The 17,134-nt window shown below is 59.1% G+C and carries 18 protein-coding genes; 11 read left to right on the forward strand and 7 right to left on the reverse strand.

Annotated elements, in window-relative coordinates:
* The first annotated feature begins 173 nt into the window (after window positions 1–173).
* The 3 genes from AB4N80_RS05105 to AB4N80_RS05115 all read left to right on the forward strand — a co-directional run bounded on the left by AB4N80_RS05105 (window position 174) and on the right by AB4N80_RS05115 (window position 2,708).
* Window positions 174–1,181: a methionine ABC transporter ATP-binding protein gene (locus tag AB4N80_RS05105; RefSeq protein ID WP_122567701.1), complete on the forward strand. Its 1,008-nt coding sequence runs from the start codon at window positions 174–176 to the stop codon at window positions 1,179–1,181.
* Window positions 1,181–1,855, forward strand: coding sequence for a methionine ABC transporter permease (locus AB4N80_RS05110; RefSeq protein WP_003196204.1), 675 nt, complete (start codon window positions 1,181–1,183; stop codon window positions 1,853–1,855). Before AB4N80_RS05105 ends, AB4N80_RS05110 begins: the two co-directional genes overlap by 1 nt.
* A gap of 79 nt (window positions 1,856–1,934) precedes the next feature.
* A complete protein-coding gene (locus tag AB4N80_RS05115) occupies window positions 1,935–2,708 on the forward strand; it encodes a MetQ/NlpA family ABC transporter substrate-binding protein (RefSeq protein ID WP_116833818.1) in 774 nt (257 codons plus the stop codon).
* Between the two features lie 200 nt (window positions 2,709–2,908).
* Here the strand turns inward: AB4N80_RS05115 and AB4N80_RS05120 are convergent, their stop codons facing one another.
* The gene (locus tag AB4N80_RS05120) at window positions 2,909–3,268 is read right to left on the reverse strand and encodes a DUF6124 family protein (protein WP_122567700.1); all 360 of its coding nucleotides are present in this window, start codon (window positions 3,266–3,268) and stop codon (window positions 2,909–2,911) included.
* A gap of 695 nt (window positions 3,269–3,963) precedes the next feature.
* Between AB4N80_RS05120 and AB4N80_RS05125 the strand changes: the two genes are divergently transcribed.
* From AB4N80_RS05125 to AB4N80_RS05140, 4 genes are all read left to right on the forward strand, one after another.
* Window positions 3,964–4,338, forward strand: a complete 375-nt coding sequence (locus AB4N80_RS05125; RefSeq protein ID WP_122567698.1) for a lysozyme inhibitor LprI family protein — start codon at window positions 3,964–3,966, stop codon at window positions 4,336–4,338.
* Window positions 4,339–4,593: 255 nt separating this feature from the next.
* Window positions 4,594–5,718 (forward strand): GGDEF domain-containing protein, encoded by a 1,125-nt coding sequence (locus AB4N80_RS05130; protein WP_122567697.1) that lies wholly within the window; start codon window positions 4,594–4,596, stop codon window positions 5,716–5,718.
* A gap of 389 nt (window positions 5,719–6,107) precedes the next feature.
* The gene (locus AB4N80_RS05135) at window positions 6,108–6,527 is read left to right on the forward strand and encodes an organic hydroperoxide resistance protein (RefSeq protein ID WP_030139009.1); all 420 of its coding nucleotides are present in this window, start codon (window positions 6,108–6,110) and stop codon (window positions 6,525–6,527) included.
* 33 nt (window positions 6,528–6,560) lie between these two features.
* Window positions 6,561–7,202: a phage infection protein gene (locus AB4N80_RS05140; RefSeq protein ID WP_460080988.1), complete on the forward strand. Its 642-nt coding sequence runs from the start codon at window positions 6,561–6,563 to the stop codon at window positions 7,200–7,202.
* A 116-nt stretch (window positions 7,203–7,318) separates the two neighbouring features.
* Here AB4N80_RS05140 and AB4N80_RS05145 read toward each other — a convergent pair whose 3' ends face one another.
* The 6 genes from AB4N80_RS05145 to AB4N80_RS05170 all read right to left on the reverse strand — a co-directional run bounded on the left by AB4N80_RS05145 (window position 7,319) and on the right by AB4N80_RS05170 (window position 12,462).
* Window positions 7,319–8,107, reverse strand: coding sequence for an SDR family NAD(P)-dependent oxidoreductase (locus AB4N80_RS05145; protein WP_460080990.1), 789 nt, complete (start codon window positions 8,105–8,107; stop codon window positions 7,319–7,321).
* 164 nt (window positions 8,108–8,271) lie between these two features.
* Window positions 8,272–8,625, reverse strand: coding sequence for a VOC family protein (locus AB4N80_RS05150; RefSeq protein WP_122567694.1), 354 nt, complete (start codon window positions 8,623–8,625; stop codon window positions 8,272–8,274).
* Window positions 8,626–8,676: 51 nt separating this feature from the next.
* Window positions 8,677–9,726, reverse strand: coding sequence for an NAD(P)/FAD-dependent oxidoreductase (locus AB4N80_RS05155; RefSeq protein WP_305468967.1), 1,050 nt, complete (start codon window positions 9,724–9,726; stop codon window positions 8,677–8,679).
* Window positions 9,727–9,871: 145 nt separating this feature from the next.
* The gene (locus AB4N80_RS05160) at window positions 9,872–10,597 is read right to left on the reverse strand and encodes a hypothetical protein (RefSeq protein WP_122567692.1); all 726 of its coding nucleotides are present in this window, start codon (window positions 10,595–10,597) and stop codon (window positions 9,872–9,874) included.
* 376 nt (window positions 10,598–10,973) lie between these two features.
* Window positions 10,974–11,861, reverse strand: coding sequence for a lysophospholipid acyltransferase (locus AB4N80_RS05165; protein WP_122567691.1), 888 nt, complete (start codon window positions 11,859–11,861; stop codon window positions 10,974–10,976).
* A 43-nt stretch (window positions 11,862–11,904) separates the two neighbouring features.
* Window positions 11,905–12,462 (reverse strand): DNA-3-methyladenine glycosylase I, encoded by a 558-nt coding sequence (locus AB4N80_RS05170; RefSeq protein WP_122567690.1) that lies wholly within the window; start codon window positions 12,460–12,462, stop codon window positions 11,905–11,907.
* Between the two features lie 81 nt (window positions 12,463–12,543).
* Here AB4N80_RS05170 and glyQ point away from each other — a divergent pair, with 81 nt between their 5' ends.
* The 4 genes from glyQ to AB4N80_RS05190 all read left to right on the forward strand — a co-directional run bounded on the left by glyQ (window position 12,544) and on the right by AB4N80_RS05190 (window position 16,945).
* The gene (gene glyQ / locus AB4N80_RS05175; protein WP_003177094.1) at window positions 12,544–13,497 is read left to right on the forward strand and encodes a glycine--tRNA ligase subunit alpha; all 954 of its coding nucleotides are present in this window, start codon (window positions 12,544–12,546) and stop codon (window positions 13,495–13,497) included.
* A complete protein-coding gene (glyS, locus tag AB4N80_RS05180; RefSeq protein WP_354335951.1) occupies window positions 13,494–15,548 on the forward strand; it encodes a glycine--tRNA ligase subunit beta in 2,055 nt (684 codons plus the stop codon). Before glyQ ends, glyS begins: the two co-directional genes overlap by 4 nt.
* Window positions 15,549–15,551: 3 nt before the next feature.
* A complete protein-coding gene (gene gmhB, locus AB4N80_RS05185; protein ID WP_122567688.1) occupies window positions 15,552–16,085 on the forward strand; it encodes a D-glycero-beta-D-manno-heptose 1,7-bisphosphate 7-phosphatase in 534 nt (177 codons plus the stop codon).
* 80 nt (window positions 16,086–16,165) lie between these two features.
* Complete coding sequence (locus AB4N80_RS05190; RefSeq protein WP_305468964.1) at window positions 16,166–16,945, forward strand: lysophospholipid acyltransferase family protein; 780 nt, start codon at window positions 16,166–16,168, stop codon at window positions 16,943–16,945.
* Window positions 16,946–17,134 lie beyond the last annotated feature (189 nt).

A 17,134-nucleotide genomic window follows, 5' to 3' on the forward strand; every position in this document is an offset into this window, starting at 1 on the left:
ATGAGTGACCGATGCCGTTTGGCTGTGTTCCTTTTTTATGCCCATTGATCGCGTTATTGCCAAATGACTGGTCCGATCGCAAATAAATGCTAAGAACCTCTATACGGACAGGCTAAAATGCGCGCCCGGCTAACCGCTGATCCTTTTCCAACGCGCCCCACAAGGTTCGCTACGTGATCGAGTTTCAAGACGTCCATAAAACCTACCGAGTCGCCGGTAGGGATATCCCCGCCCTGCATCCGACCAGTCTGACGATTGAGAACGGTCAGGTCTTCGGCCTGATTGGCCATTCCGGTGCGGGAAAAAGTACCCTGCTGCGCCTGATCAATCGCCTGGAAGACTCCAGCGGCGGCAAGATCATCGTCGACGGCGAGGAAGTCACCGCCCTGGACGCCAGCGGCCTGCGGCGCTTCCGCCAGCAAGTCGGGATGATCTTCCAGCACTTCAACCTGCTGGCATCCAAGACCGTGGCCGACAACGTGGCGCTGCCGCTGACGTTGGCGGGCGAATTGTCCCGCAGCGACATCGACCGCCGCGTCGCCGAGTTGCTGGCACGGGTAGGGCTGTCCGACCACGCCCGTAAATACCCAGCGCAATTGTCCGGCGGCCAGAAGCAGCGCGTCGGCATCGCCCGCGCCCTGGCGACCAAGCCCAAGATCCTGCTGTGCGACGAGGCCACCAGCGCCCTCGACCCGCAGACCACCGCCTCGGTGCTGCAACTGCTGGCGGAGATCAACCGCGAGCTGAAGCTGACCATCGTGCTGATCACCCATGAAATGGACGTGATCCGCCGCGTTTGCGATCAAGTAGCGGTAATGGACGCCGGTGTGATCGTCGAACAAGGCCCGGTGGCCGAAGTGTTCCTACATCCGAAGCACCCGACCACCAAGCGTTTCGTCCAGGAAGACGAGCAGATCGACGAAAGCGAACAGCGCGACGACTTCGCCCACGTGCCAGGGCGTATCGTGCGTCTGACGTTCCAGGGCGAAGCGACATACGCGCCATTGCTCGGCACCGTCGCCCGGGAAACCGGTGTGGACTACAGCATCCTGGCCGGTCGTATCGACCGCATCAAAGACACCCCCTACGGGCAACTGACCCTCGCCATCACCGGCGGTGACATGGAGGCGGCGTTCGCCCGCTTCACCGCGGCCGATGTCCACATGGAGGTGCTGCGCTAATGGAACTGTTGAGTTCGTTCTTCTCCAACATCGACTGGCTGGAAATCTGGCTGGCAACGGGCGATACCTTCCTGATGCTGTTCGGTTCGCTGCTGTTCACCGTGCTGCTCGGCTTGCCCCTGGGCGTGTTGCTGTTTCTCTGCAGCCCGCGCCAGTTGCTCGAAGCCCGCGGCGTGTATGCGCTGCTGTCGCTGATCGTGAACATCCTGCGTTCGCTGCCGTTCATCATCCTGTTGATCGTGATGATCCCGTTCACGGTATTGATCACCGGCACCTCCCTGGGCGTGGCCGGCGCGATCCCTCCGCTGGTGGTCGGCGCGACACCGTTCTTCGCCCGCCTGGTGGAAACCGCCCTGCGCGAAGTCGACCGCGGCATCATCGAAGCGACCCAGGCCATGGGCGCAACGACGCGGCAGATCATCGTCAACGCCTTGCTGCCGGAAGCCCGCCCGGGCATTTTTGCCGCGATTACGGTGACAGCGATTACGCTGGTGTCCTACACGGCCATGGCCGGTGTGGTCGGCGCCGGTGGTTTGGGCGACCTGGCCATCCGGTTCGGTTACCAGCGTTTCCAGACCGATGTCATGGTGGTCACAGTGGTGTTGCTGCTGGTGCTGGTTCAGGTCCTGCAAACCGTGGGCGACAAGTTGGTTGTGCATTTTTCTAGAAAATAAGGCCTCGCGGCCGATAAACCATGAGCCGGCCATTCGCTGGCAGGCGCCGAGAGCAGGCGCTTCAAAAGGAGTTAGCTGAATGAAGAAACTACTGGTTGCCTTCGCTGCCGCCGCAGCGTTTTCCGCCCACGCCGCCGACACCCTGACCGTCGCGGCCACCCCGGTGCCGCACGCGGAAATCCTCGAATTCGTCAAACCGGCATTGGAAAAGCAAGGCGTAGACCTCAAGGTCAAAGTCTTCACCGACTACATCCAGCCCAACGTGCAGGTTGCGGAAAAGCGCCTGGACGCCAACTTCTTCCAGCACCAGCCGTACCTGGATGAGTTCAACAAGGCCAAGGGCACGCACCTGGTGAGCGTGGCCGGTGTGCACCTGGAACCCCTGGGCGCTTATTCCAGCAAGTACAAGGCACTTACCGAACTGCCGGGCGGTGCCAACGTGGTGATCCCGAACGACGCTACCAACGGTGGTCGTGCGCTGTTGCTGCTGGCGAAGGCTGGGGTGATCAAGTTGAAGGATTCGAACAACATCCTGTCGACGACCAAGGACATCACCGAGAATCCAAAAGATTTGAAGTTCCGCGAGCTGGAAGCGGCGACCATTCCGCGGGTGCTGACTCAGGTGGATCTGGCGTTGATCAATACCAACTATGCGTTGGAGGCCAAGCTTGATCCTTCCAAGGACGCGCTGGTGATCGAAGGTAGCGACTCGCCTTATGTGAACATTCTGGTTGCCCGTGAGGATGATAAGGACAGTGAGGCGATGAAGAAGCTGGTTGCGGCTTTGCATACGCCGGAGGTGAAGGCTTTTATTCTTGAGAAGTACAAAGGGGCGGTTTTGCCGGCGTTTTGAGCTGATCAGGTGGTGAAAAAAACGGGGCTGCGTGGGAATGCAGGCCCGTTTTTTTTGCTCGGAAATATGCGTGACGGGCAAAAATCCGCAAGATCACGGGCATTCATAGAAATATCTGCGGGCTTTCGTGTTTCTGGAGCGTTAAAAAAGCGAACCCGACGCAAGATGTCGGGTTTGCTTTTGGGAAGGATGTTTATTTGCTATCGCGGATCAACGTTATCCAACACCCGGTTAGCCAGCAATGAACTCAGCTCAATCAATTGCTGGATGCCGAGAAGGATGTGGCGGCGCTGACCTTCCAGATCGAAGGCCAGGTTGCTGACCGTCGCGTCGGCTGCCGCCAGGGTTTCGCTGAGGTTGGCGAGGAGGGATTCGTTGTCGGCGTTTTTTGCGACGCTGAAGAGCTGACCCGGTTGGGACGCATCTTCGGACTTTTCCGGTTTTGGGAGCAGGTAGTGATCCAGGACGCGTTTGGTGGCTTCGTCGTGCTTTTTGGCCTTGGATTTGGTGCGCGGGGGAGCTTGGTCCGCCTCTGGCGGATTCGGTGTAGGTTTGAACATGTACTAAGTCCTATAGTTGAAGCCGCAACCCTCTAGCTACTAAACAAGGGGTGGCAGCTGTACGCAGGTTAGTAGACCGGGGACTTAGCAAGCCGGCGCGCCCGAGGGCGCCCTGCGCACAACCGCCATCAAATACAGGCATGGAAATACCTGATTGATAGAGCTTTGCACCTTACTAAATACCTCGGGCTACTAAACCCGACCACTGATGGGCAGTGGCAGGAAAACGATAGAACCCGAGGGCAAGGCGCACAAGCGGGCGGATTCTGGCGTAGTTGTAGGTAAAGGCGCAAGGTTGGGTAGCCTGGTGGACGGGTTGGGGTGGGAGGATAAACATGTGGTGTTTATGACCTGTAGTTCAGGCTAGAGGGATACTTGAGAAGGGACGGGGTAGCTGGCACGGGTTGGTCTGTAGGAATGTGTTTGGATGGTTTGGGGCTGCTGCGCAGCCTAGCGGGAGCAAGCTCCCTCGCCACAGACTTTTGGTTGCATGGAGATTTTTGGGGTTGCTGCGCAACCCAGCGGGGATAAATCCCCTCGCCACAAGGGACTGCGTTATGGATCGATGGTGTGGATAAGCGCCGCTGCAATCGAGGAGCTGAAGGCCATCGGATCCGCTTCATTGTTCTACAACCCTCATGATAAATTCACGCCGCGACCTCTAATCAATAGAGGGCATTCAGGGAGTGAAGTGAGTGATCAAGTCTTTGTTGGTTGGGGCATTGCTGGCAATGGCATCCGCATCGGCATCTGCGATGAGTTGCGATAACCCTAGAAACGCCTATGACAGAACCTATTGCGCGTCGCTGAAAATGGTTCAGTCGGATCAGGACATCAACGATCAATACAAGAAGACGATGAGTGCTCTGAACCCGGAGCAAAAGAAAAAGGTGAAAGCCGCTCAAATCCAGTGGATCAAAAATCGTGACAGCGCCTGTTCCAACGATGGCCTGCTCTACCTGGACTGTGCCAATGAGAAGACCGAGGCGCGTATCGTCATACTCAAGGCTGTCGAGCGCGAGTGCCGTGCTGCCGGTTGCGACGATGCCAAGCTGTCGCAAGTCGAGTAACCCGTAACAACTTGCCTTCGCTGAAAAACCCGACCTAAAGCGTCGGGTTTTTCTTTGGCGGGTTCACTCGTTATTGCGGATTGATTCCAGCCTGCTCCTGTAAAGAAGATGATGCACAGTTTGGTTGTAGGAAGGGTTGGGGCTGCTTCGCAGCCCAGCGGGGATAAATCCCCTCGCCACAGTAATTCAGTTGTTTGCGTTGGTGGCAGGGTGCCACAATCGCCGCTTTAGTTGCGTCACGATCAGGTGGATCAAATGGGTGGCCCAAGATCTCGCAATGGCCAGGATTTTTGCATAGCCGAGCAGGTGCGGACTGATCGATTGCAGCAACTGTTTCGCCAATCCGTTTCTGCGGTGTTCGGCAGTTACATGGCTGCCATCATGTTGAGTTGGCTGTGCTGGGATCGGTTTGAGCACAGCATCATTCTTTGGTGGCTGGGCATCCTGACCGCATCGACGCTGTTGCGTATCGCGATGTTCGTTGCCTATTTTCGCAGCGACGAAAGTGAGCGTACGCCTCAACGCTGGGAGCGCAGGTACTGGGTCACGTTAGTGCTATCCGCCAGCATCTGGGGCGGCGGGGCGTTTGTGGTCATGCCGGCGGACGATCTGTTGTCCCAGGCACTGGTCATGCTCTTTACCGTCGGAATGTCTGTCAGCGCGGTGTCCTGTTATTCGGCCTACCGCGATATGACGCTAGCCTCCATTGGCCTGGTGTTGTTTCCGTGTACCGTCTGGCTGCTGTTTCAACCGTCGCCGATTCAAGTCGGCATGGCCCTTTCGATCCTGGTGTTCGCCGCATTTGCTGCCCGCGCCACACACAAAATGTCCCAGGCCCTGGAAGTCGCCTTTCGTCTTACCCGTGAAATGGAACAGGCGAACAGCATTTCTACCCGCGCCGCACAAACCGATGAACTGACCGGCCTGAAGAGTCGGCGGGCTTTTTTCGAGCATGCCCAGCAGCTCTACGACGAATGCAAGACCAACCGGTTAGGGTTGTGCGCGGTCATGTTGGACATGGATCACTTCAAGCACATCAACGACACCTACGGCCATCAGGTCGGGGATCAGGTTTTGCGCGAGATGGGGATGGTCATCAGTTCGTCATTTCGGGCGACGGATATTCACGGCCGGCTAGGTGGGGAAGAGTTCGCCATTCTGCTTCCGAACACTTCCATCGAAGTCGCCACCCAGATTGCAGAACGGCTCATTGATACGATTGCGGGTTTGATGATCGAGCCTGTCCACTGCATAACCGCCAGCCTTGGCGTCGCGTCGACGGAGGCCTGTAACAAGGACCTTCACAGCTTGATGAACGATGCGGACAAGGCCCTGTATCGGGCGAAGGCGCTGGGGCGCAATCGAGTGGCTGTTGCTTAGTCGGGTTGGCTTTGCATCATCCGTCGGAATTTGATCGTGTCCATGCTCTGCGTCACCTTCCAGAAGCGGGACGCGGAGCGTCCCTGACGGCATTCATCATTCTGCTTGAACTCCATCTCTTTGAAGATCTGCAATTGCGTTGGACCTGCTGATCCCCACTAGCACCTCCTTTCCCTTCGCTCACCTCGCGGCCCACGCGGGCTGGCGACGCCGCTTTGCCTGAAAATAAATCTCTTTTTAGATCAAATAGTTAAATCAAAATCGATAAATTTTTAAAAATTTATCTTGCGCGCTAATTATTCATCCGTTAACTTTATCTCAACTGGTTAGCGCGCAAATATTTAGCGCAAGCCAAAACGATCAAATCAATCAGCAAAAGAGGAAACACCATGAACGTTCTCTATACCGCAGTCGCAACCTCTACCGGTGGCCGTGATGGCCGTGCTGTTTCCAGCGACAAGATTCTCGACGTGAAACTGGCCACTCCAAAAGCCTTGGGCGGCGCCGGTGGTGAAGCCACCAACCCTGAGCAGTTGTTCGCCGCCGGCTACTCGGCTTGCTTCATCGGCGCATTGAAGTTTGTCGCCAGCCAAAGCAAACGCAGCATTCCTGCTGACGCTTCGATCACGGCACACGTTGGCATCGGCCAGATCCCTGGCGGTTTCGGTCTGGACATCGACCTGCACATCAGCCTGCCAGGTCTGGATCAAGCCGATGCTCAAGCGCTGGTCGACGCGGCTCACCAGGTTTGCCCGTACTCCAACGCGACACGCGGCAACGTCGATGTCCGTTTGCACGTCACCGTCTAACTCACTTCATCTACGAATAAAAAGGATCAGGACATGAACACTTTCAGCAAAACTCTCGTTGGCTCGCTTCTGGCTCTGTCGCTCGGCAATGCGTTCGCGACTTCTTTTGTTCAACCTACGTTCGCTGAGGGTGGTTCGGATCGCCTGATCGAAAGCCGCGTAGCCGAAGGCGGCTCGGATCGACTCATCGAAAACCGCGTAGCCGAAGGTGGCTCGGATCGACTCATCGAAAAACGTGTCGCCGAAGGTGGCTCGGATCGACTCATCGAAAAACGTGTCGCCGAAGGCGGCTCGGATCGACTCATCGAAAAACATGTCGCCGAAGGCGGCTCGGATCGACTCATCGAAAACCGCGTAGCCGAAGGTGGCTCGGATCGACTCATCGAAAAACGTGTCGCCGAAGGTGGCTCGGATCGACTGATCGAAAACCGCGTAGCCGAAGGCGGCTCGGATCGACTCATCGAAAAACGTGTAGCCGAAGGTGGCTCGGATCGACTCATCGAAAACCGCGTAGCCGAAGGCGGCTCGGATCGACTCATCGAAAAACGTGTAGCTGAAGGTGGCTCGGACCGACTGATCGAAAACCGCGTAGCCGAAGGTGGCTCGGACCGACTGATCGAAAACCGCGTAGCCGAAGGTGGCTCGGATCGCTTGATCGAAAACCGGGTAGGCTGAACAAACCCTTCACCGCTCCGAAAACCGGTCATATCAACCCATGTCGCTTCCAAAAGAAAAAACGCCGCTTATCTCTCATGAGGAAGCGGCGTTTTTTTGCAACGTGTCATAGGACCCTAAACGATGCTATCCACCACACCACCATCCACGCGCAGCGCCGCACCGGTGGTGGCCGAGGCCTGTTCCGAGCTGGCATAGATGATCATGTTGGCGACTTCCTCGACCCGTGCCGCACGCTGGATAATCGATGTGCTGCGGTGCTCGTTGACGAAATCCGCCGCGACTTTTTCCAGGCTTTCCCCGCTGCGCTCGACGTCTGCCTGGAGCATCTGGGCAACACCTTCGGAAAGGGTCGGCCCAGGCAACACCGAGTTCACCGTCACGCCCGTGCCGGCGAGGCGCTTGGCCAGGCCGCGAGCGATGGAAAGTTGGGCGGTTTTGGTGAAGCCGTAGTGGATCATGTCGGCGGGAATGTTCACGCCCGATTCCGACGAAACAAACACAATCCGCCCCCAACCACGCTCGACCATACCCTGGGCGTAGGCCCTGGAAACACGCACGCCGGACATTACGTTGGTTTCGAAGAAGCGCTGCCATTCGCTGTCCGGCGTTTCGAAAAAGTCTTCCTGTTTAAAAATGCCCAGGTTGTTGATGACGATATCGAAGCTTGGGTGCTTGGCGACAAGTGCCTGACAGCCAGGCGCGTTGCTGAGATCGCCCACAAAGCCAGTCGCCCTTGAGGAAAGCTCGCCCAAGCGCTGCAGCGCGTCTTCCACGCTGCTCTCGCTGCGACCATTGATGACCACGTGGGCGCCGGCTTCCAGGAAGCCTTTGGCGGTCGCAAAACCGATACCGCTGGTGGATCCGGTGACCAGGACGTGACGTCCGGTGAAGTCGATTTTCATGAGGGGACTCCTTGATTAATGAACCAGAGGAAGTGAGATATTTCTGGCTGGACGGTAGTCCGACGAATTTAGAGATGGTTTTGCCATTCCAACGTCGACGCTATCGCAGGCCCTTAATCATGGACACGATTGAGGCTTTGCGCCTCTTTGTGATCAATCAGCCGTCAGGAAGCCGACCACACTGCCAGTTCATAGCCATCCGGATCGATAAAGTGGAAACGCCGGCCACCCGGGAAAGCGAACACAGCACGGCTGATGGTCGCCCCTGCGGCTTCGAGCCTGAGCTGGGTGCCTTCAAGGTCATCCGCGTACAGGATGATCAACGGGCCACCCGGGCGCACGGGTTCACCGGTCGTGAAGCCACCGGTCAGTCGGCCGTCACTGAATTCGGTGTAGGTCGGGCCGTAATCGACGAAGTTCCAGCCGAATACGCTTCCATAGAAGGCTTTGCTTCGGGCGATATCGTTGACATTGAGCTCGATGTTATCGATCTGACGGTCTTTTGCGCGAATGCCCATTGATGCTTCCTTGGCTGATCGGGGAGTAGGCGAGCTTAGGCCATTCAGCCCTCACTGAGCTTGAAAAAATCGATCCGGACGGCAGGGGTTGAGAGCAGGGGATGGCTTGTCGCCGATGATTTCCTCACAGGCAAGACGGCCCACAATCGCCGCCAGGGTAACGCCGGGGTGCATGACGCATACGTAGACGCCGCCGACCTGCGGAAGATAGCCAATGATGGGGATGCCATCGGCGGGCATGGGCCTGAACCCGACAAGAGCCGATTGCAGATCCAGGGAGACAACGCCGTGGAGTTCGTTCTTGATGGCGTTGGCCGTTCGCATTGCTATCGCCGCTGGTTGGTTTTCCAGGGCGCCGTCCAGATAGTCTTCGGCCGCTAGCAGCGTACCCTCCGGGGTTTGCCGCACTTCCATTTCAGGGCTGGAGATGAGGGTGTGTACCAGATTGGGTTGCGACGTGTAACGAATGAAAATCGCCGGGGAAGCCTCTATGGGCAGGGAGACTTCAAGCAGGTCAGTCAGCTTCGTGGTGCCTGTGCCGGCTGCCAATACGACGACATCGGCTTCGATGGCGCCCGCGGCGGTTTCAACGCCCAGCACGGTGGAACCCTGGGTTTTAAAGCCGAGCACTGGCGTTTGGGTGAAAACGTTCGCGCCATTCACCTGGGCGCCAGCGATCAACGCATGGGTTGCTGCTACGGCGTCCAACGCGCCTTCTTCTGCCACATACGAAGCGAATTGAGGCGGGTTCTTGAGGTTTGGCTCAAGCTCGAGAATCTGCGATTGGGGTATCCGGTTTGCCAAAGCGGTTGAACTCGCGCCGTAAGATAGGGCGCCAGTCCATTGAATCTTCAGGCCGGGCAGTTGTGCTTCGAGTCGGCGGTATTCCTGAATGGCAGCACCACGTAATGGCGCAATGGGGTCGGGGTCGGCGTGTGAGGTATTGATCCAGGCGAATGAGCTGCCGGTCACGCCTGACGCGATGCCTCCGGCCTCGACCACGGTGACATTCGCGCCTTTGGCCGCCAGGTGGTAGGCCAGGGATGCGCCTACGATACCCGCGCCAATGACGATGACGCGTTTGCCTGGACCGTTATCCATTCGGCCTCCGTTGGGTTTGCCTGGGGGAATACGTTAGCCCGGTTGGGGCTGCTTCGCAGCCCAGCGGCAGCAAGTGCCCTCGCCACAGGGGTTGGATCAGGCACATCGCAGTTGTGGCGGGGGGATTGAGCGAAACACCCAGCCTTCAGGCCTGCGCGCTGAATCGCTGCGCAGCGCGCCGCTCAAGCATTGCCGCTTCCGTCTCTCGCGTCGCGAGTTCGCCTTTGTAGGCCAACTGATTGAAAAACAACCCGTCCGAAAACTCCTGGGGCGGTACCGAGCCGGGGCGCTTGAGCATCGGCGCCAGATCGATGGTGTTGGCGAAGTTTTCCTGGGTCAGGTTGTAGCGACCCAGGTAGCTGCCGGACCACGGCGAGTCGGCGTCGACCATGTCGATCGAGGCGTCGCGGAACGCAACGGCTGCGGCTTTCAGATCCGTGGATTCGTTGAGCAGATCCGTCAGCCGCCGGGTTTCCGAGCTGCTGAGCTGGCCGGCCGTGTTGAGCACCTTGAGCCTGCCATCGGCCTCGACGGTGAAGCCGTATTTCTTGCCGGCCAAGTCTGGATGGGTTGCCGAAAGCGTTGACTGGAATGTCTCGAAAGAGCTTTTCAGGGTGTTTTTCGCGCTCTCGGTGATGGCGGCATATCGAGGGAAATCTGGCGATTGGGATCGACCGATCCAGGTTTCGATGACCACCGGCGATTCCACCATGAGCTGGGTTTCTTCGCTGGGGTGGTAGATAGCCGCTGGGCCGGCGTCTGCCAGCTGCTTTACGGCGTCCGCTGGAGGATTGCTCACCAACTTCTGGTCGGAGCGGGTGAGGTTAGTGTTGGCGGGCGGGATATTGGCAGCGTTCAGGGAGAGGTCCATTTCATCGGTCCATGATTGGCGGATACCTCGGGTTATCGACAGCGGGGGACCAAGCTTTAGGCGAGGGGGGGCTGCTGCGCAGCCCAGCGGGAGCAAGCTCCCTCGCCACAGGAGGTTGGGGGTCAGTTAGTTATGTGGCGGCTGTGAAGGCGCTATCGCGAGCAGGCTCGCTCCCACAGGGATTTGTGATGGATGCGGTGTTTGTGAACAGCCCGGAAAAACTGTGGGAGCTGAGCTTGCTCGCGATGGCGGTGGGTCTGCTTGCATCAATGTTGAGTGTGCCGCCGTCATCGCGAGCAAGCTCGGCTCCCACATGGGTTCTTGGGTGTTCACAAATCCTGCATTCACCACAACTAGCTCATGAAGCAACGGGCCTTCAGTACCACCGCGCCTCGCCCGGCGGGCGTTTCTTGAAGCGTTTCATGCTCCACATGTACTGGCTCGGGTAGGCCCGCACGTAGCGCTCCACCACTTGGCTCATGGCCGCGCATGAGGTTTCGGTGTCAGTGCTGTACATCGCGTCCGGGGCGGCTTCGAGGATGACTTTGTAGCCGGAGCCGTCCGGCAGGCGCAGGGCGTGGAGGAATACGCCGACCGCTTTGCCGCCAGCGAGCATGTTCGGCACGAACTTGCTGGTCAGGGCCTGGGTGGCGAAGAAGGGCACGAAGATGCCGGCGGATTCGGCCGGTTCCGGGTCGGCGGGGATGCCCACCTGGCCACCTTTGCGCACTTCCTTGATGACGCTGAGGATGCCTTCCTTGGTGGAGGCCGCGACTTTGTTGCCCAGTTGCACGCGTTGCTTTTGCAACAATTCATCCACCGCCTTGAGCTTGGGCGGGCGGTAGAAAATGATCGGTTTGCACTGGCTGCAATAGAAGTGGTTGAGCACTTCCCAGTTGCCCAGGTGGCTGGTGATGCCGACCACGCCTTTGCCGGAGGCCAGGGCTTCTTTCAGCACCTCCAGGCCTTCGACTTCGCGTACCAGCTCGATGGAGCGCTGGGCCGGCCAGATCCAGGCACAGGCGCTTTCGGTCAGGGATTTGCCGATGTCCTTGAGGCTCTGACCCACCAGACGTTCGCGCTCGGCCGGGTCCATCTCGGGAAAGCACTTGGCGAGGTTGATCCGCACCACGTCGCGGGAACGGTTGGGAAATTTCCACATGAGCCAGCCAATGGCCGAGCCCACCGCCTGCACTGCGCGCCAGGGCAGCAGCGCAAACAACCGCAGAGCGCCGACCAGCAAGGCGCCTTTCAACTTATCCACAGGTCACTCCTGAATGTATGGGCCGTGTTGCGAGCCGGCTATTCTAACCGCCGTTTACCAACTCGGCGTAGCGGTCGCAGTCCTGGGTGTGGTCCATGACCATGCCCGAGGCCTGCATCAGCGCATAACAGATGGTCGGCCCGACGAAGGTGAACCCGGCTTTTTTCAGGCCTTTGCTCATCGCCAGCGCCTCGGGCGTGATGGCCGGCACTTCGCTGCGGTCTTTGAAATGGTTGATGATGGGCTTGCCGCCCACGAACGACCAGAGGAACGCCACCGGGTCTTCCAGCGCGAGCCAGGCCTGGGCATTGCGACGGGCGGCCTTGAGCTTGAGGCGGTTGCGGATGATGCCGGTGTCGAGCATCAAGTCTTCGATTTCGGCGTCGCTCATCTGCGCCACGCGCTGCACATCAAAGCCGTACAGCACTTTGCGGTAGTGCTCGCGTTTGCGCAAAACGGTGATCCAGGACAACCCGGCCTGGAACCCTTCGAGCAAAAGCAACTCGAACAAACCCTGCGCATCGCGCAGCGGCGTGCCCCACTCCTGATCGTGATAAGCCATGTACAACGGATCGTCAGAACACCAAAAGCAGCGTGGCATAAGGCTCCAGGGGGCGTGCGCACGAACGAATCGGGTATACTCCCGCTCTTTAAATCGCAGCCCAAGAAACAGGTGAATTTCGTGAGCCAGCCTACGCCAGCCGTGCGTACCTTCCAAGACTTGATCCTCGCCCTCCAGCAATACTGGGCCGAGCAAGGTTGCGTGGTACTTCAGCCCTACGATATGGAAGTAGGCGCCGGCACTTTCCACACTGCCACGTTTCTGCGTGCCATCGGCCCGGAAACCTGGAACGCCGCTTATGTGCAGCCCAGCCGCCGCCCGACTGACGGCCGCTACGGCGAAAACCCGAACCGCCTGCAGCACTACTACCAGTTCCAGGTGGTGCTGAAGCCGAACCCGGAAAACTTCCAGGAGCTGTACCTGGGCTCCCTCAAGCATGTGGGCCTCGACCCGCTGGTGCACGACATTCGTTTCGTCGAAGACAACTGGGAATCGCCAACCCTGGGCGCCTGGGGCCTGGGCTGGGAAGTCTGGCTCAACGGCATGGAAGTGACCCAGTTCACCTACTTCCAGCAGGCGGGCGGCATCGAGTGCTACCCGGTCACCGGCGAGATCACCTATGGCCTGGAACGCCTGGCCATGTACCTGCAGGGCGTGGATTCGGTCTACGACCTGGTATGGGCCGACGGCCCATTCGGCAAAGTGACCTATGGCGACGTGTTCCACCAGAACGAAGTGGAGCAGTCGACCTACAACTTCGAACACGCCAACGTCGAGAAGCTGTTCGAACTGTTCGACTTCTATGAAAGCGAAGCCAAGCGCCTGATCGAGCTCGACCAGCCGCTGCCGTTGCCGAGCTATGAAATGGTGTTGAAGGCGTCCCATACCTTCAACCTGCTGGACGCACGCCGGGCGATTTCCGTGACTGCGCGTCAGCAATACATCCTGCGTGTACGCACCCTGGCGCGCTCCGTTGCGCAAGCCTACCTGCTGGCCCGTGCCAAGCTGGGCTTCCCGATGGCGACCCCGGACCTGCGTGATGAAGTGTTGGCTAAGCTGGAGGCTGCACAATGAGTGCTCACGATTTTCTGGTTGAACTGGGCACCGAAGAACTGCCACCCAAAGCCCTGAACACCCTGGCCGATGCGTTCCTGGCCGGTATCGACAAAGGCCTGCAAGCCGCTGGCCTGAGCTACGAAGCCAAACAGGTGTACGCCGCGCCGCGCCGCCTGGCCGTGCTGATCACCGCCCTGGCGACCCAACAGCCGGACCGCAGCATCAACCTCGATGGCCCGCCACGCCAGGCCGCGTTCGATGCCGACGGCAACCCGACCCAGGCCGCCCTGGGCTTCGCCAAGAAGTGCGGCGTGGACCTGAGCGAAATCGACCAGAGCGGCCCGAAGCTGCGCTACAGCCAGAGCATCAAGGGCAAGCCGACCGCCAGCCTGTTGCCGACCATCGTCGAAGACTCCCTCAATGACTTGCCGATCCCCAAGCGCATGCGCTGGGCCGCGCGCAAGGAAGAGTTCGTGCGTCCGACCCAATGGCTGGTGATGTTGCTCGGTGACCAGGTTATCGATTGCACGATCCTGGCCCAGAAGGCCGGTCGCGATTCCCGCGGTCACCGCTTCCATCATCCGCAGAGCGTGCGCATCACCTCGCCGGCCAACTACCTGGCCGACCTGCGTGCCGCCTACGTGCTGGCCGACGCCAACGAGCGCCGCGAGCTGATCAGCAAGCGCACCGAAGAGCTGGCCACCCTGCAGGAAGGCACCGCCATCGTGCCGGCCAACCTGCTGGACGAAGTGACCGCGCTGGTGGAATGGCCGGTGCCGCTGGTGTGCTCGTTCGAGGAACGTTTCCTCGAAGTGCCGCAGGAAGCACTGATCACCACCATGCAGGACAATCAGAAGTACTTCTGCCTGCTGGACGCCGAAGGCAAGTTGCTGCCGCGCTTCATCACGGTCGCCAACATCGAAAGCAAGGACCCGCAACAGATCATCGCCGGTAACGAAAAAGTCGTTCGTCCGCGCCTGACCGATGCCGAGTTCTTCTTCAAGCAAGACAAGAAACAGCCCCTGGAAAGCTTCAACGAGCGCCTGCGCAACGTGGTGTTCCAGGAAAAACTCGGCAGTGTCTACGACAAGGCCGAGCGCGTTTCGAAACTGGCCGCGTTCATCGCCCCACGCATCGGTGGTGACGCCCAGCGCGCGGCCCGAGCCGGCCTCCTGTCCAAGTGCGACCTGTCGACCGAAATGGTCGGTGAGTTCCCGGAGATGCAAGGCGTCGCCGGTTACTACTACGCCCTCAACGATGGCGAGCCGCAGGACGTAGCCCTGGCCCTGAACGAGCAGTACATGCCCCGCGGTGCCGGCGCTGAGCTGCCGACCACCCTGACCGGTGCGGCCGTGGCGATCGCCGACAAGCTCGACACCCTGGTGGGCATTTTCGGCATCGGCATGCTGCCTACCGGCAGCAAAGACCCGTATGCCTTGCGTCGCGCGGCGCTGGGCGTGTTGCGGATCCTGATCGACAAGCAGTTGGACCTGGACCTGAACGACGCCGTGGCATTCGCCGTCAATGCGTTCGGCAGCAAGGTCAAGGCTGCCGGCCTGGCCGATGCGGTGCTGGAATTCATCTTCGACCGCCTGCGTGCGCGTTATGAAGATGAAGGTGTCGAGGTCGCGACCTACCTGTCGGTACGTGCCCTGAAGCCGGGTTCGGCCCTGGACTTCGACCAGCGCGTACAAGCGGTGCAGGCGTTCCGCCAACTGCCGCAAGCAGCGGCCCTGGCCGCGGTGAACAAGCGTGTTTCGAACCTGCTGAGCAAGGCCGAAGGCAACATCGCGGCGACCGTCGAAGCCAAGTACTTCGACAACGCCAACGAGTTTTCCCTGTACTCGGCGATCCAGCAGGCAGACCAGGCGGTCCAGCCAATGGCGGCGGCGCGTCAGTACAGCGAAACCCTGGCTCGCCTGGCGGCACTGCGTGAACCAGTGGATGCGTTTTTTGAGGCGGTGATGGTCAATGCCGAAGACGCCAACGTACGGGCCAACCGTTACGCACTGCTGGCGCGTCTGCGTGGGCTGTTCCTCGGCGTCGCCGATATTTCGTTGCTGGGGTAACGCTTGAAACTGCTGATTCTCGATCGGGACGGGGTGATCAATCACGACTCCGACGCTTACATCAAATCGGTGGATGAGTGGTTGCCACTGCCTGGTTCGATCGAAGCCATCGCGCAGTTGAGCAAGGCCGGCTGGACGGTGGCGGTGGCCACCAACCAGTCGGGCATTGCCCGCGGTTATTATGACCTCGCCGTCCTGGACGCCATGCATGAGCGCCTGCGCGCCCTGGTGGCGGAGCAGGGCGGGGAAGTCGGCTTGATCGTCTACTGCCCGCATGGGCCGGACGATGGCTGCGATTGCCGCAAGCCCAAGCCGGGCATGTTGAAAACCATTGCCGCGCATTACGATGTGGCCTTGGCGGGTGTGTGGTTCGTCGGTGACAGTCTCGGTGACCTGGAGGCGGCAAAGGCCGTCGATTGTCAGCCAGTTTTGGTAAAGACCGGGAAAGGCGAGAAGACTCTGGGCAAGACCCTGCCGGTGGGCACCTTGATTTTTGACGACCTGGCGGCGATTGCCGCTGAACTTATCCACAATTAGAGCTCCCAATACATCCTGATCAAGGATTGTTCGGGAAGCGCTTGAACAGGCGGGCATTGCCCGCAACGGTAAACGCCGCTATGTCGATATTGCAGGCCATCAGAAGCTTTCTCTTTTACCTGCTGCTGGGCACCAGTTCCTTGTTGTGGTGTACCTTGAGTTTTTTTATCGCGCCCTTCCTGCCGTTCAGGGCGCGCTATCGTTTCATCAATGTGTACTGGTGCCGATGCGCGCTGTGGCTGAGCAAGGTGTTCCTGGGCATCCGCTATGAAGTGAAGGGTGCCGAGAACGTGCCGGACCGGCCCTGCGTGATCCAGTCCAACCACCAGAGCACCTGGGAAACGTTCTTCCTCTCGGCCTATTTCGAGCCGTTGAGCCAGGTCCTCAAGCGTGAACTGCTGTTCGTACCGTTCTTTGGCTGGGCCATGGCGATGCTGCGCCCGATTGCCATCGATCGCGACAATCCCAAGTTAGCGCTCAAGCAAGTGGCGAAGAAGGGTGACGAGCTGCTGAGGGACAACACCTGGGTGCTGATTTTCCCCGAGGGCACCCGTGTTCCTTACGGGACGGTTGGCAAATTCTCCCGCAGCGGTTCCGCATTGGCGGTGAACGCGAACCTGCCGGTGCTGCCGATTGCACACAATGCCGGCAAATTCTGGCCCAAGGCGGGCTGGATCAGAAAACCGGGCGTCATCACCGTAGTGATCGGCGCGCCGATGTATGCCGAAGGCACCGGGCCCCGCGCCATCGCCGAGCTCAATGACCGCGTACAGGCTTGGAATGAACAGACACAACGGGAAATGGGTTCGCTTCCTCCCGGCCCTGTCGCGGAAGTCCCCACGGAACAAGCCGCTGTTTGAGATCTGTGGATAACCTGTGTACCGTTTTTTCGAAATCCGTTGATTTTATGTTGTAGGTATATGTTTTTAATACATATTTCCTAAACACATAAAACCCGTCTGCAGGTGCATAAGTTTTTATAGCACCAGAAAATCGCAGCCTTCGGCAGCTCCTATAGAGATTCGATACGCCCTGTAGGAGCTGCCGAA

The sequence above is a fragment of the Pseudomonas sp. H3_A02 genome, assembly GCF_054671965.1.

Excerpts from the sequence above, each read along its gene's own strand:
- AB4N80_RS05110 (WP_003196204.1), top strand. The coding sequence starts at position 1,181 with ATGGAACTGTTGAGTTCGTTCTTCTCCAACATCGACTGGCTGGAAATC.
- AB4N80_RS05115 (WP_116833818.1), top strand. The coding sequence starts at position 1,935 with ATGAAGAAACTACTGGTTGCCTTCGCTGCCGCCGCAGCGTTTTCCGCC.
- AB4N80_RS05120 (WP_122567700.1), bottom strand. The coding sequence starts at position 3,268 with ATGTTCAAACCTACACCGAATCCGCCAGAGGCGGACCAAGCTCCCCCG.
- AB4N80_RS05130 (WP_122567697.1), top strand. The coding sequence starts at position 4,594 with ATGGGTGGCCCAAGATCTCGCAATGGCCAGGATTTTTGCATAGCCGAG.
- AB4N80_RS05135 (WP_030139009.1), top strand. The coding sequence starts at position 6,108 with ATGAACGTTCTCTATACCGCAGTCGCAACCTCTACCGGTGGCCGTGAT.
- AB4N80_RS05140 (WP_460080988.1), top strand. The coding sequence starts at position 6,561 with ATGAACACTTTCAGCAAAACTCTCGTTGGCTCGCTTCTGGCTCTGTCG.
- AB4N80_RS05145 (WP_460080990.1), bottom strand. The coding sequence starts at position 8,107 with ATGAAAATCGACTTCACCGGACGTCACGTCCTGGTCACCGGATCCACC.
- AB4N80_RS05150 (WP_122567694.1), bottom strand. The coding sequence starts at position 8,625 with ATGGGCATTCGCGCAAAAGACCGTCAGATCGATAACATCGAGCTCAAT.
- AB4N80_RS05155 (WP_305468967.1), bottom strand. The coding sequence starts at position 9,726 with ATGGATAACGGTCCAGGCAAACGCGTCATCGTCATTGGCGCGGGTATC.
- AB4N80_RS05160 (WP_122567692.1), bottom strand. The coding sequence starts at position 10,597 with ATGGACCTCTCCCTGAACGCTGCCAATATCCCGCCCGCCAACACTAAC.
- AB4N80_RS05170 (WP_122567690.1), bottom strand. The coding sequence starts at position 12,462 with ATGCCACGCTGCTTTTGGTGTTCTGACGATCCGTTGTACATGGCTTAT.
- glyS (WP_354335951.1), top strand. The coding sequence starts at position 13,494 with ATGAGTGCTCACGATTTTCTGGTTGAACTGGGCACCGAAGAACTGCCA.
- AB4N80_RS05190 (WP_305468964.1), top strand. The coding sequence starts at position 16,166 with ATGTCGATATTGCAGGCCATCAGAAGCTTTCTCTTTTACCTGCTGCTG.